Raw genomic sequence first — 13,079 nt, 5'->3', positions numbered from 1 at the left:
AATGGGCTTCCAGTCGTCAATCGACCAAAGCCGGTCCATCCTGAGTCAGCAATTGCTGGAACTCGCTCGACGACACGGCATGGGAGATCAGGAAACCCTGCACCTGGGTGCAGTTGATTCTACGCAATAGCGCCAGCTCCTGCGCCGTTTCAACCCCTTCGGCCACGACCGTCAGGCCCAGCTGGCGGCCGAGTGCGACGATGCTGGTGAGGGCCTGGGTCAGCTCTTCATTGGTGGTACAGCCGTGCACCAGCGCCCGATCGATCTTCAGCTCGGTGAACGGTGTCGAGACCAGATTCATATACGAGCTGTAGCCCTGGCCGAAGTCATCCTGAGAGAGGCCGAATCCCTTCATGCGTAACCGGCATGCACCGGCGTAGAAGTTGCTGATGTCTTCGGGCATGGAACACTCCATTAACTCGAAGCAGATCATCGCCGGGACACCACGGTGCTGAAGAACGAACGCGAGGATACGGTCCGCCAGGTCCGGGCTGTTGAGCAGATGCGTGGGCAGGTTGATCGACACCGGGATGGCATAGCCCTGGGCGCACCATTGGTTCTGGGCGGCGATCGCATGCTCCAGGATATGCCAGAGCAGGCATTCTTCCAGGTCGAACGCCTTGAGTGCCGGCAGAAAAAAACCCGGCAGTAGTAGCCCATGCTCGGGATGAACCCAGCGCACCAACGCCTCGGCGGCCACGATCCGCCCGTTGGCCAAGGATTTCTTGGGTTGGAACCAGGCTTGCAATTCACCGCTCTCCAAGGCATTGCTGATGGCCAGGTGGTCGATCTGCGGGCCGGGAAGGGGCAGGGCAACCTGGCGCAAGCCGCCCAGTTGATCGGTGAGATTGCGCAGCGCGGCGATCTTGACCGGCTTGGATATCAGTCCTATGACTTTGACGCCCAGGTTACGGGCGGCAAGGCTTGCACTCGTCAGCATTCGTCTCGACGCCACACTCATGATCGCTAGCGCGGGCCGGGAGCCGGAGGCGGCCAATCCCTGGATGAACTGGATGCCGTCCATGCCGGGCATCAACAGATCGGTCAGGACCAGATCGTAGTCACGCTTTTTCAGGCAATCCAACGCTGCGCTGCCTTCCTGGGCGAATTGCAGGTCGAAATCTCCCAGCTCGCTGAAGAGGTTCTGCAGATACACCTGCTGGAATGGATGGTCTTCGACGACCAGTACGCTGATGGGTTTCATGAGGGTGTTCTTTCGTAGGGCGCCAGTTGGTTGTGCAAGGCCTGTAGCGTGAATGGCTTGACCAGGCAGTGGTTCATGCCTGCGGCTAGGCACAGTGCTTCTTCACCACGCATGGCATTGGCGGTCGCGCCGATGATCGGTACTTCGCAGCCAAGGCGGCGTAGCTCGCGAGCCAGTTCATAGCCGTTTATGCGGGGCATGTTGACGTCGCTCAGCACCACATCGAACCGCCCCCGGCGCCACATCGCCAACGCTTCTTCACCGTTTCCGGCCAGCTCCGCCGTGCAACCCAGTTCCTGCAATTGGTCGTGCAGGATCAACTGGTTGATGACGTTGTCCTCGACCACGAGAATATGCAGGTGCAGTTTTTTCAGATGCCGCGACGGGGTGTCATGTTCAGGTTCGATGGCGCATAGGCCCTGGGCGCGGCTGACGGCCTGATGAATCGCGTTCAGGTGATTGATGTTCACCACCCAGCCGTCGGAGCCCTGCTGAGGTTCGTTATAACCGTCGCCGGTCGCCATCACCAGCGCCCCGCTCCAGCGGGCGTCTAGGCGTTGTCCGAAGGAACCCGGATGCAGCTCGAGTAACACAGCTCCCTGGATGGGCGTGCCCCGTGAAGGACGATCAAGCTGCGGGCGTGCGCCCCAGCGACGTAACCAGCCACTCATGGTTTCGGCCAGTTCGCGGATGGGGGAAACCACGAACACCACTTTCGGCAGCAGAGGCGGGGCGCTGCTCGTCGGCGCGGGCGCCATGGGTTGCTCGAGCGAGAGGGTCAGGGAAAAACTGCTGCCCAGCCCCGGCTCGCTGACGACGCGGATACTGCCATTCATCAGATGCGTGAGACGTTGGCAGATGGGCAGGCCCAGCCCGGTGCCGGCAATCACATTGGCGTGGCCGCGGGTCTGGTAGAAGGGTTCGAAGATGCGCGACTGGTCTTCCTGAGTAATTCCTTTGCCCGTGTCGGAAACCTGCCAGAACAGGCTAACCCGCTCACCGTCTCGCCCAGCCAGCTTGACCCGCAGCACGATTCGGCCTGCATCGGTGAATTTGACTGCGTTGTTCAACAGGTTGTAGAGAATCTGACGGATTCTCGAGACGTCGCCAATGACTCGCTCAGGTAATTTCGGATCGACGACAGCATACAAATCCAGCCCTTTGCCGTGGGCCGCGGCCGCATAGCCCTGGGTCGCCTCGTGAATCAGATCCAGCACGCTGAACTCGGTGAGCTCCAGAGCCAGTTGCCCTGCCTCGATCTTGGAGACGTCCAGTACATCGCAGATCAATTGCAGCAATGTCGCCGAAGAGCTCTCGATGGTGCGCAGGTAGTCGGTCTGCTGAGCGTCCAGTTCGGTTCGCGCCAGCAACTCCAGCGTCCCGAGCACACCGTATAACGGGGTGCGGATCTCATGGCTCATCGTCGCCAGGAACAAGGTCTTGGCTTCATTGGCGGCATCGGCCAGCTGCCGTGCCTGCTCCAGGGCTTCTTCGATCTGCGTGCGGGTGCTGATATCGCTGAACGCGCAGAGCAACACGTCTTCGCCCTTGTAGCGGGTCGGGGCGCAACTGAGGTACAGATGGCGTCCGTCGGCCGCCTCGAAGTAGTCGGTGACCTGCGGGTCCATGGCGTCGAAGGCCCGGTAGATCCATCGAGGGCTCAGACGCTCGCGTTCGCCGCTTTGCCCCAGCCACTGCTGCGACAGGGTGTTTTCCAGGACCACCTGGCCATTGGCGCGCCGCAGCACACACAGGGCCACCGGTGCCGTCTGGATCACATCGCTGCTGAACAGCTCGCTTTCCACCAGGGCCTGGATGCGACTGATGGTCGGCGCGATGAAGCGATGTTCGAGGCGGCGAATCAGTATCCACACCAGGCTGATGCTGAACAGGCAGAACAGCAGGGCACCCACGAGGCGGGGCCATAGCGCCACGATAACGTCACGCAAAGCGATGGAGTACACCAACTGCCAGTCGGAGGACTTGAGCTGCTTGCGCATGACCAGATGGTCGGGCAGCCAGGCACCGCCAACGAAGCCGAAGAAGTTCTGCCGTTGCACCTGCAACAGGTTCTGGCGGAGTTGCGCCGGCTGGCTGTTGCTGAACACCAGCATGCCGTCGGGATTGAACATCATGAATTGCCCGGCGCTCCTGTCGTCCAGGGCGTGGGACACCTCGCGGCCGTCCATTTCCAGCCCCAGCCAGCCGGAGTCGAGGTCACGCCCGTCGAGACGAATGAACATGTACAGCTGCGAATGGCTGCTCGATTGATTGGTCAGCCAGAGCTCATTGACCGAGGCTCTGTTGTCACCTTTCAATGCTTGCAAACGGTCCAACATCGCCGAAGGAAAGTCGCTCACGGCAGGGGTCGCCGTATAAAGCCGTTTCACTCGCACATCGTTGCCGCTACTGACATAGAGCAGGTTCACTTGTTTGCTGGTCAGGTAGTCCCTGACCCGCTCGGTCAACCAGATACTCCACTGCTTGCCCTGCGTGTTGCCCAGCAGCAGATGAATCTCCTCGGGCGACACTTGTGGCTTCACTCCCTCGGGCTTGCGGATGGCCGACAGGCTGAGGCTTTCCAGCAATGCCCCACGGGTCGTGAAGAACGTATGGGCCTCGGCAATGGCGCTGCTCATGTGGCTGCGCCTGCGCGAGACCTCGGCATTGAACGTCAGCAGGAGAAAGCTGTAGACACCACTGAGTATGCCGACGAGCAGCACCACGCCAAAGACGCGCAGCAGGCGTCGGGCGGCATTGGGAGTGGAGAGGAGGGGGTTGATCTGGTGAAGGTAGTTCTTCAATTTCATCCAGCCAACCTACCGAGGTGCGAGCCGGACGGGTATCAGACGATTCCGAAAGCGTGACCTCGGGAGCCTGGCATGAGGCACGCGATGGCGGGCCTGATACGCGCATCGGCCATGCCCGCCGGCCCTTGATTCGAATTTCGGTCCAGCATAGGACGATTCTTAAAATGCCGCCGGTGGGCGCCTCCAAAGGCTCCTTGTCAGGGCGATGAAGTAGACTGTCGCCCCGAAATCGATCGTTCTGTGCATCGATTCGAATGTTGTCAGAGGTAAGCTACGTGAGTAACCGAGGTGAGCAGTCGCTGCTCAAACAATCCACTTTCCTGATGTTCGCCGTGGCGATTGCCGGGATCTGCACCGGTTTCATAACGGGTGCCCAATCCATCCTGTTCGATGGTTTTTTCTCGTTGGTCGCCACCTTCATCAAGGTGCTCATGCTGATCACTGCCAGGTTGATCGCCAAGGAAAGCAACCACCGCTTCCAGTTCGGGTTCTGGCATCTGGAGCCCATGGTCCTGCTGATCGAAGGCAGCTTCCTGTTGTTGATCGCCATCTATGCCTTCCTCAATGGCGTGTCCGGCATCATCAACGGTGGCCGTGAAATCGAGCTGGGGATGGTGATCATCTATGCCGCAGTGTTCACCGTCGTCGAGTTCGGCTATTTCTTCTACGTTCGCTATCGCAATCGAACGCTCAAGTCATCGCTCATCCAGTTTGACAACATCAGTTGGCTGGTCGACGCGATGCTTTCGGTGGGCCTGCTGGTCAGTTTCCTGATCGCTCTGTTGCTCAAGTCCCAGGGATACGGACAGTGGGCGATGTATGTCGACCCGTTGATCCTGATCCTGCTGGCGCTGAGCATGCTGGCACCGGCTTTCAAGATCCTGCGCCCGGCTTTGCGCGATGTATTGGGTATCGCACCGGATCAACTTGACGATACGGTGCGCCAGGTGATGGATGCGGCCACGGTAGAGCATGGGTTCGAGGACTATGTGTCCTATGTCCAGAAACACGGGCGGGCGCGGTTTATCGAGATCCATATCGTGCTTCCGGCGGATTACCGGTTGCAAACTGTAGGGCAACTGGACGCGCTCCGTGAGCAGATCTCTGCCAGGTTGGGTCAAGCCGACGCGACGCGGTGGCTGACCATTTGCTTCACCGGTGATCGCAAGTGGATAGCTTGATTCGTAACCCTCCCTGAAGGCCGGCTGAGGTACGTGCGATTACGACGGCAAGTACGGTCCGCCAGGCCAACCTAATCTCAGGGTTGGAGCGTTTTATCTAGGATGTTTGGTGTCACGTCGGTACAGATGCCACATTTCTAGTTCTCCCGGCTGAGCGCTTGCAGGCGCCTATCTACGATTTTTTGCTACGGGTCGACGTGTTCGGCTTGCAAAGCATCGGTGGCATTATCAGCGCAGTGCTCACTGGCGTGTTCTGCGTGCCGTTCATGGGCGGTCTGGTGGAAGGTGTGACCATGGGCGTCCAAGTGGTGGCCGGACCAAGGGGGGCTGTTGACCACTGTGGACTGCTTCGTGATCAGTTGGACCCTCCACGAGTCGGTCAATGCTTTGGTGGGCTTGCCCGCCCATGAGTCAGTGGAAGAAAGAGACTGGTCCTGGCCGAGCACAATGAGCGTGCTTGCAACCATTAATATCTGGTACGGACCGCAGAACGCCGGCATGAGCCGGCGTTTTGCTTGCTGGGTTTTACCGCAAAGCCTGATGGGCGAACTTAGCGAAACGCCGGTACCACCTGCTTGATGAACAGCTCCAGGGATTTTTTCTTCTCTGCGTGAGGTAGGCTGTTATCGCACCAGAAGCTGAATTCATCGACGCCCAGTTCCTGGTAGTACTTGATGCGCGGGATGATTTCCTCTGCCGTGCCGATCATGGCAGTCTTGTGCAGGTTCTCCAATTCGAACTCCGGACGAGCGGCGAAATTTTCTTCCGGGCTCGGCGCCAGGAAGCCGTTGACCGGCACTTCCTTGTTGCCGAACCAGGCATCGAACGTGCGATAGAACTTTGAGATCGCCTTGGCCCCGACTTTCCAGCCTTCCGGGTCATCGGCCGCGTGGACGTGGGTGTGACGCAGCACCATCAGGTGCGGGCGTGGTACGTCTGGGTTGTTATCCAAGGCAGCCTGGAATTTGTTCTTCAGGTCGAGGACTTCTTCGTCGCCTTTCATCAGCGGCGTGACCATGACGTTGCAACCGTTGGCCACGGCGAAATTGTGCGAGTCCGGGTCGCGGGCGGCGATCCACATCGGCGGGTTGGGCTTCTGGATCGGCTTCGGTACGCTGGTGGACGTCGGGAATTTCCAGATGTCGCCATCGTGAGCGTAATCGCCTTGCCACAGGGCGCGCACCACTGGAACCATCTCGCGCAGCGCCTGGCCGCCGGAGGAGGCGGGCATGCCGCCGGCCATACGATCAAATTCAACTTGGTAGGCGCCACGGGCCAGACCGACTTCCATGCGACCGTTACTGATCACGTCCAGTAATGCGCATTCACCGGCGACCCGCAACGGGTGCCAGAACGGCGCGATGATGGTGCCGGCGCCGAGGTGAATGGTGGTGGTTTTGGCCGCCAGGTAGGCCAGCAGTGGCATCGGGCTTGGTGAGATGGTGTATTCCATGGCGTGGTGTTCGCCGATCCAGACGGTGCTGAAGCCACCGGCCTCGGCCATCAGTGTCAGTTCGGTCAGGTCTTCGAACAACTGGCGGTGGCTGACACTTTCGTCCCAACGTTCCATGTGCACGAACAGGGAAAACTTCATGACGCTTACCTCGGATCTTTTGTTGTTGGCCGGTCGATCGGGAGTCGGCTGGCTGATTATTGGATAATCGAAATTCGCAATATGCGCACAATATTTTCTGGATCAGGCGAGCACAGGGAGGGCGCCCATTTTGCCGTGGCAATACACCAGTGGCCCGGCGTTCTGCTGCGGCACGATCAGGTTCTTCACCGCGCCGACCATGATCGCGTGGTCGCCCCCTTCGTATTCGCGCCATAGCTCGCATTCGATCACCGCCGTGGCGTTAGCCAGAATCGGGTTGCCCAGCTCGCTCAGGGTCCATTCGATGCCTTGCGCCTTGTCTTTGCCTTTGCGCGCAAAGGCATAGGCTTCGCTCTGCTGGCCGCCGGACAGGACGTGAATGGCAAAGCGTTTGTTCTTGATCAGTACAGGATAGGAATCGGAGCTGTAGTTGGGGCAGAACAGCACCAGGGCCGGGTCCATGGACAGCGAACTGAAGGCGCTGGCGGTCAGGCCGACGATTTGGCCGTCGTCGTCCAGCGTAGTAATCACAGTCACCCCGGAAGGAAACGAACCCATCACTTGTTTGTAAATGGCGGCATCGATCATGGGGCGGTCCTCTGGCGGTGTAATGCGGATTCTTATGTGTTTGTAGGTATGATGGTATACCGTAATACATAGTTTGCAAGGGCTTTTTTGGGGGGGGCCGATAAACGTACGTGGTCGGCCTTCGAGTAAACGTTTACAGGGGTTTTAGCTCATCTTTGCGAGCGCGCTGAGGCACCAGAACTACGAGTCAGATGGACGCTAAAAGGCCGGAAAGTCGATCGTCGGAATTGTGCCTTCGGTTCCGGTGCCGGCGAGCATCCTCATCGGCGCCCTGAGCGCCACCGCGATCGGGGTGATCGGCTACCGCTTCATCCACACTATCAAACGCATTGGCACCTGGGTCATGGGCAGTGCCTTGCTCGCCGGTTTCCTCTACATCTTCGCCCACGACCTGCCGGCAGACTTCTTCACGCGCGGCGGTTTCAACCTGTCGGGCTGGCTGGCGACGGTGTCGCAGGGGATTCATCTGGCAGATCAGCTTCTCGCCTTATGCGTCGGATTACTCGCGTTACCTGCCGGCGGATATCGGGATTGCCCGTCCGTTTTTCTCCACGTATCTGGGCGCGACCCTGGGCACCATTCTCTCGTTCACCTTCGGCGCGGTGGCGGTGCTGGCGACTCCGGAAGGCACCGGTGCGATGGCAGCGGTGAAGCAGTCCACTGGCTGCTTGGGGCCGATTCTGATGGTGCTATTTTTGCTCAATATCATCAGCCACAACGCCTTGAATCTGTATGGCGCGGTGCTGTCGATCATCACCTCGATCCAGACCTTTGCCAGCCAATGGACGCCGACCATCAAGGTGCGCGTGGTGTTGTCGAGTGGGATGCTGGCGGGGTGCTGCTTCGTCGCATTGGGCGCTTCTGCAGACTTCATCTCGCAGTTCATTGGCCTGATTTTGGCACTGTTGCTGTTGCTGGTGCCTTGGGTGTCGATCAACCTGATTGATTTCTATCTAATCAAGCATGGCAGCTATGACATTGCCTCGATCTTCCGTGCGACGGCGGGATTTACGGGGGGGCAATCTGCATGCGATCGTTGCGTATTTCATCGGGATTATTGTGCAGCTGCCGTTTGCCAATACGTCGTTGTATGTCGGGACGTATGCCAATTTGGTGGAAGGGGCTGATCTGTCGTGGCTGGTGGGGTTGGTGGTGACTTGCCCGTTGTATTATTGCCTGGCTACCCGCAGTCAAGCGCAAGAGCGCAAAGCTTCCAGACTCGGTTATGCCGATTAATCAAACCCGTCTTCTGTTCGTCTGAGATGCCCGGCCTGTGCTGGGCATTTTCGTTTGGATGGTGACCAGAGGGGGGGAGCTGAAGGCGCACATTTGATCGGTACCAAGCTCGGATGCTATGCCCACTCAAGATTCACTGTGTGAGCTTGCTGGAGGAAACGGTTGGTCAGGGGCGACGGCGTTGTTGGCTGAAGGAGGTATTCGAGAGGGAGATACACATCCGCTCGGAGCAGGGCACGGATGTTGTGTTCGTGGCGATCCCAGGGCCTTTGCTCGTGAAAACGATGAGTCAGGCAGAGAGGATAGTGAGATCAAAAAAGTGGCCGCTGCAACCCGACGTTGCAGCGACCCGAGGGTGACAGATAACGTGCGGCCCACTGGCATGGGTCGCTTGAGGATCAATGAGCGCCAGCAGCCTTATTCAGATCGCTCTCAGCCCATTCGGTATAAACGCATGCATCCTTAGTCGCCCAGCGCACTCGCACCGGATCGCCAGCCTTGAGCGGCATGCCGGCGGCAGAGAGGGCCTTGACGGTCATCGACGTGCCGCCCGAGGTCACCACACTGCAAGTCTGGCTTTCACCAAGAAACAGCACTTCCACGACCTTGGCCGAAACTTCATTCCATCCCGCCGACAACGGTTCCTGGGCGGCCTGCTCGACACTCAAGGCCAATGCTTTCTCCGGCCGCACCATAAGCAAAACATCCTGATCGGTCTGCAACCCTGCGGTCAGGCGAATCGACAGAGACTGACCTTCAAACGTCGCGACCGCGTTGCCCTGGGCCTTGAGCTTGAGGAAGTTGGAGTTGCCAAGAAACGAAGCAACGAAAGCATTCGGCGGATTCTGATACAGGTCAAAACCGCTGCCCAATCCAACGATTTTGCCGTGACTGAAAATCGCGATGCGCTGAGACAAACGCATGGCTTCTTCCTGGTCGTGGGTCACGTAAATGATGGTGATACCCAGACGCCGATGCAACTGACGCAGTTCATCCTGCAAGTCTTCACGCAGCTTCTTGTCCAGGGCGCCAAGGGGTTCGTCCATCAGCAGAATGCGTGGTTCATAAACCAGCGCCCGAGCGATCGCCACCCGTTGCTGCTGACCACCGGAAAGTTGTGAAGGGCGGCGATGGGCGAATTGTTCCAGTTGCACCAGCTTGAGCATGGCGTCGACCCGGCGCTCGCGCTCGCTGGCGGCCAGCTTGCGGATGGCCAGGGGGAACGCGATGTTGTCGCGCACTGACAGGTGCGGAAACAGCGAATAACGCTGGAACACCATGCCGATGTCACGCTTGTGCGGCGGTACGTTGACCAGCGACTGGCCATTGACCTGGATCTCGCCGCTGCTCGGGGTTTCGAAGCCGGCGAGCATCGACAGGGTGGTGCTTTTACCGGAGCCGCTGGAGCCGAGGAAGGTCAGGAATTCTCCGTCCTTGATGTCCAGCGAGATGTCGTCCACGGCGGCAAAGTCGCCGTAGTACTTGTTCAGGTTGCGCAGGCTGACCAGCGGTTTGTCGTTTTGCTGGGCTTTGATGACGGCACTCATGTCGTACTCCTGTGCGCTCAGGCGCTGATTTGATTGCGCCGGCGAACGGCGGCGGCGATGACCATGACCAATACCGAGAGGCCGATCAGCAGCGTCGAAGCGACGGCGATCACGGGCGTCAGGTCCTGGCGCAGGGTGGTCCACATTTTCACGGGAAGGGTTTGCAGGGTAGGGCTGGCCATCATCACGCTCAGCACCACTTCATCCCACGAGACCAGGAACGCGAACAGCGCACCGGCGACCATGCCTGGGCGGATTGCCGGAAAAGTCACCTTGAACACCGCTTGCAGTCGCGAAGCGCCGCAGATCACCGCGGCATCCTCGATGGACTGATCGAACAGCTTCAGCGAGTTGATGATCGAGATGATGGTAAACGGCAGCGCCACGATGACGTGGCTGACCACGAAAGCGAACATCGTTCCGGTGTAGCCGAGTTTGAGAAACAGCGCGTACACCGCTACCGCGATGATCACCAGCGGTACGATCATCGGCAGGGTGAACAGGCCGTAGAGCATTTCTCGTCCCGGAAAGCGCCCGCGTACCAGGGCAAAAGCGGTCGGTAAACCCAGGGCTACGGCGCAGATCGTGGTCAGCAAGGCGACTTTGAGGCTGGCCATGGCTGCGTTCATCCAATCGGGATTGGAGAAGAACTGGCCGTACCATTTCAGCGTCCAGCCCGGCGGCGGAAACACCAGCCACTGGGAGGAGCCGAAGGACAGCAGCACGATGAACACGATCGGCAACAGCAGGAACAGCGCGATCACACCGGTCGTCAAATACAGGCCGAAACGCATGCGCCGGCTCATGGCATTGGGGGTCAGGAGCATGACGGCTTACCTCGAGTTGCTGGCGCCAACCGGGGATTCCGGCTGGAGCTTCAGGTAGAAGTAGAACAACACCAGCGTGATCACGATCAGCAACGCTGCACCGGCGCTGGCCAGTCCCCAATTGAGGAAAGACTGCACCTGCTGAATGATGAATTCGGGCAGCATCATGTTCTGCGCGCCGCCCAGTAGTGCCGGGGTCACGTAGTAACCGAGGGACATCACAAATACCATCAGGCCACCGGAGAACAGCCCCGGCCGGCACAGCGGCAGGAACACCCGGAAAAAGTTGGTCCAGGGGCTGGCGCCGCAAATCGAACCAGCCTGTAGAATCATTGGGTCGATGGCCTGCATGGTCGCCTGCAACGGCAGCACGATGAACGGGATCATGATGTAACTCATACCGATCACCACGCCGGTCAGGTTGTGCACCATTTCCAGTGGCTGATCAATGATGCCCATTGCCGTCAGCGCTTTGTTGATGACACCGGACGCCTGCAACAGCACCAGCCAGGAATAGGTCCGCGCCAACAAACTGGTCCACATCGACAGCAGCACAATGTTGAGGACCCAGCGGCCCCAGCCACGAGGCACCAGCGTGATCGCCCACGCCAGCGGAAAGCCCAGCAGCAGGCTGAACAAGGTCACCAGCCCGGCCACCGAGAAGGTGTTGAGCAAGACCCGGGCGTAAGCCGAGTTGGCGAACAGTTGTTCGTAGTTACCCAGGCCCGGTACCGGTTCCAGTACGCCCCGCAGCAATAGACCAATCAGCGGCGCCAGAAAGAACAGGCCGAGGAACAGCAAGGCGGGGATCAGGTTGCTCGAACCGCGCCAGCGCTGTGCCAGTGAAGGAGATTGGTTCATCGCAGCCGCCTTGCCGGGAACCGCCTCGGCAGCGCCAGTGGCGCTCCCGGTCGGCGTGGGTTGACGGGACGCTGTTGCCGTCATTTTCATTTGACCAGCCATTCGTTCCACCGTGTCGCGATGGCCGGACCGTTCTTGGCCCAGTACGCGAAATCAAGAGTGATCTGTTCCTTGGCGTAGGCAGTCGGCAGGTTCGGGGCGAGCACCGAATCCAGGCGCGCCACGCTGTCGACGTTGACCGGCGCATAGGCGGTCAGGTTGGAGAAGTCAGCTTGTCCTTTGGCGCTGCTGGCGTTGGCCAAAAACTTCATGGCGGCGGCCTTGTTTTTCGAGCCTTTAGGAATGACCAGAATGTCGGCCATGACCAGGTTCTGTTTCCAGCTCACGCCCACCGGCGCGCCATCTTGTTGCAGGGCGTAGATGCGGCCGTTCCAGAACTGCCCGAGGCTCGCTTCACCCGAGGCCAGCAACTGTTGTGACTGCGCGCCGCCGCCCCACCAGACGATGTCTTTCTTGATGGTGTCGAGTTTCTTGAAGGCGCGATCTAGGTCCAGCGGGTACAGCTTGTCGGCGGGTACACCGTCGGCCAGCAGAGCCAGTTCGAGTACGCCGGGGCTTGGCCATTTGTAGAGGGCGCGTTTGCCAGGGTAGGTCTTGGTGTCGAACAGCGCGGACCAATCTTGAGGTTTTCCGGCACCGAGCTTGCCTTCGTTGTAACCGAGGACGAAGGAGAAGTAGAACGATCCGACGCCATGGTCAGAGACGAAGCGCGGGTCGATTTTGTCGCGTTGGATCACCGAAAAATCGAGGGGTTCGAGCAAGCCTTCAGCTGCCGCGCGCAAGGCGAAATCAGCCTCGACGTCGACCACGTCCCATTGCACGTTGCCGCTTTCGACCATGGCTTTGAGTTTGCCGTAATCGGTAGGACCATCCTGGACCACGGTGATGCCGCTGGCCTTGCTGAATGGATCGGCCCAGGCCTGCTTCTGTGCATCCTGGGTGCTGCCGCCCCAACTGACGAAGTTGACGCTTTCAGCCGCCATCAGCGCCTGGCTGCTCATACTCAACAAACCCGCAAAAAGCATTGCGGTTACACCTTTGTTCAACACCATTTTTACGCCCTCATTTTGTTGTGTTTGTGAGCGGGTTGTTGATGCCCGCCTATCGGGAGCAGTAGGTCCATCTGGCCTCTAAAGGCGACCGTGCCAAAGGCTGTTGTTGGTGCTTTCCC

The 13,079-nt window shown here is 59.2% G+C and carries 9 protein-coding genes and 2 pseudogenes; 3 read left to right on the top strand and 8 right to left on the bottom strand.

Features of this window, described 5'->3' with window-relative positions:
- Nucleotides 1-16: 16 nt before the first annotated feature.
- Together LOY70_RS18945 and LOY70_RS18940 are read right to left on the bottom strand one after the other, a co-directional pair.
- Nucleotides 17-1,204, bottom strand: coding sequence for an EAL domain-containing protein (locus LOY70_RS18945; protein WP_265028880.1), 1,188 nt, complete (start codon nucleotides 1,202-1,204; stop codon nucleotides 17-19).
- The gene (locus tag LOY70_RS18940; protein ID WP_265028879.1) at nucleotides 1,201-4,014 is read right to left on the bottom strand and encodes an ATP-binding protein; all 2,814 of its coding nucleotides are present in this window, start codon (nucleotides 4,012-4,014) and stop codon (nucleotides 1,201-1,203) included. Before LOY70_RS18940 ends, LOY70_RS18945 begins: the two co-directional genes overlap by 4 nt.
- 275 nt (nucleotides 4,015-4,289) lie before the next feature.
- On the opposite strand from LOY70_RS18940, the gene LOY70_RS18935 reads away from it, so the two are divergent.
- Both LOY70_RS18935 and LOY70_RS18930 read left to right on the top strand, forming a co-directional pair.
- Nucleotides 4,290-5,195, top strand: a complete 906-nt coding sequence (locus LOY70_RS18935) for a cation diffusion facilitator family transporter (RefSeq protein ID WP_265028878.1) — start codon at nucleotides 4,290-4,292, stop codon at nucleotides 5,193-5,195.
- Between the two features lie 191 nt (nucleotides 5,196-5,386).
- Nucleotides 5,387-5,665: pseudogene (locus LOY70_RS18930) on the top strand (ammonia channel protein); the annotation flags it as partial.
- 80 nt (nucleotides 5,666-5,745) lie between these two features.
- Here the strand turns inward: LOY70_RS18930 and LOY70_RS18925 are convergent.
- Together LOY70_RS18925 and LOY70_RS18920 are read right to left on the bottom strand one after the other, a co-directional pair.
- Nucleotides 5,746-6,789: an LLM class flavin-dependent oxidoreductase gene (locus LOY70_RS18925; protein WP_265028877.1), complete on the bottom strand. Its 1,044-nt coding sequence runs from the start codon at nucleotides 6,787-6,789 to the stop codon at nucleotides 5,746-5,748.
- 102 nt (nucleotides 6,790-6,891) lie between these two features.
- Nucleotides 6,892-7,377, bottom strand: coding sequence for a flavin reductase family protein (locus LOY70_RS18920; protein ID WP_056740501.1), 486 nt, complete (start codon nucleotides 7,375-7,377; stop codon nucleotides 6,892-6,894).
- 205 nt (nucleotides 7,378-7,582) lie between these two features.
- Here LOY70_RS18920 and LOY70_RS18915 point away from each other — a divergent pair.
- Nucleotides 7,583-8,613 (top strand): annotated as a pseudogene (locus LOY70_RS18915) (purine-cytosine permease family protein); the annotation flags it as partial.
- A 398-nt stretch (nucleotides 8,614-9,011) separates the two neighbouring features.
- On the opposite strand, the gene LOY70_RS18910 reads toward LOY70_RS18915, so the two are convergent.
- The 4 genes from LOY70_RS18910 to LOY70_RS18895 are packed head-to-tail and all read right to left on the bottom strand — an operon-like array spanning nucleotide 9,012 to nucleotide 12,960.
- Nucleotides 9,012-10,160, bottom strand: coding sequence for an ABC transporter ATP-binding protein (locus tag LOY70_RS18910; RefSeq protein WP_265028876.1), 1,149 nt, complete (start codon nucleotides 10,158-10,160; stop codon nucleotides 9,012-9,014).
- A gap of 17 nt (nucleotides 10,161-10,177) precedes the next feature.
- Entirely contained in the window at nucleotides 10,178-10,987 is an 810-nt protein-coding gene (locus LOY70_RS18905; protein WP_265028875.1) for an ABC transporter permease, read from the bottom strand.
- Nucleotides 10,988-10,993: 6 nt separating this feature from the next.
- A complete protein-coding gene (locus tag LOY70_RS18900; RefSeq protein WP_265028874.1) occupies nucleotides 10,994-11,938 on the bottom strand; it encodes an ABC transporter permease in 945 nt (314 codons plus the stop codon).
- Complete coding sequence (locus LOY70_RS18895) at nucleotides 11,935-12,960, bottom strand: ABC transporter substrate-binding protein (RefSeq protein WP_265028873.1); 1,026 nt, start codon at nucleotides 12,958-12,960, stop codon at nucleotides 11,935-11,937. Before LOY70_RS18895 ends, LOY70_RS18900 begins: the two co-directional genes overlap by 4 nt.
- Between the last annotated feature and the right edge of the window lie 119 nt (nucleotides 12,961-13,079).

Origin of the sequence: Pseudomonas sp. B21-054, from assembly GCF_026016345.1 — a bacterium.
GTDB lineage: Bacteria > Pseudomonadota > Gammaproteobacteria > Pseudomonadales > Pseudomonadaceae > Aquipseudomonas.
This window is presented reverse-complemented; position numbering and strand designations above follow the sequence as displayed.

Coding starts and splice junctions, on each gene's coding strand:
- LOY70_RS18925 (WP_265028877.1), bottom strand. CDS start 6,789: ATGAAGTTTTCCCTGTTCGTGCACATGGAACGTTGGGACGAAAGTGTC.
- LOY70_RS18895 (WP_265028873.1), bottom strand. CDS start 12,960: ATGGTGTTGAACAAAGGTGTAACCGCAATGCTTTTTGCGGGTTTGTTG.
- LOY70_RS18910 (WP_265028876.1), bottom strand. CDS start 10,160: ATGAGTGCCGTCATCAAAGCCCAGCAAAACGACAAACCGCTGGTCAGC.
- LOY70_RS18920 (WP_056740501.1), bottom strand. CDS start 7,377: ATGATCGATGCCGCCATTTACAAACAAGTGATGGGTTCGTTTCCTTCC.
- LOY70_RS18945 (WP_265028880.1), bottom strand. CDS start 1,204: ATGAAACCCATCAGCGTACTGGTCGTCGAAGACCATCCATTCCAGCAG.
- LOY70_RS18905 (WP_265028875.1), bottom strand. CDS start 10,987: ATGCTCCTGACCCCCAATGCCATGAGCCGGCGCATGCGTTTCGGCCTG.
- LOY70_RS18900 (WP_265028874.1), bottom strand. CDS start 11,938: ATGAAAATGACGGCAACAGCGTCCCGTCAACCCACGCCGACCGGGAGC.
- LOY70_RS18940 (WP_265028879.1), bottom strand. CDS start 4,014: ATGAAATTGAAGAACTACCTTCACCAGATCAACCCCCTCCTCTCCACT.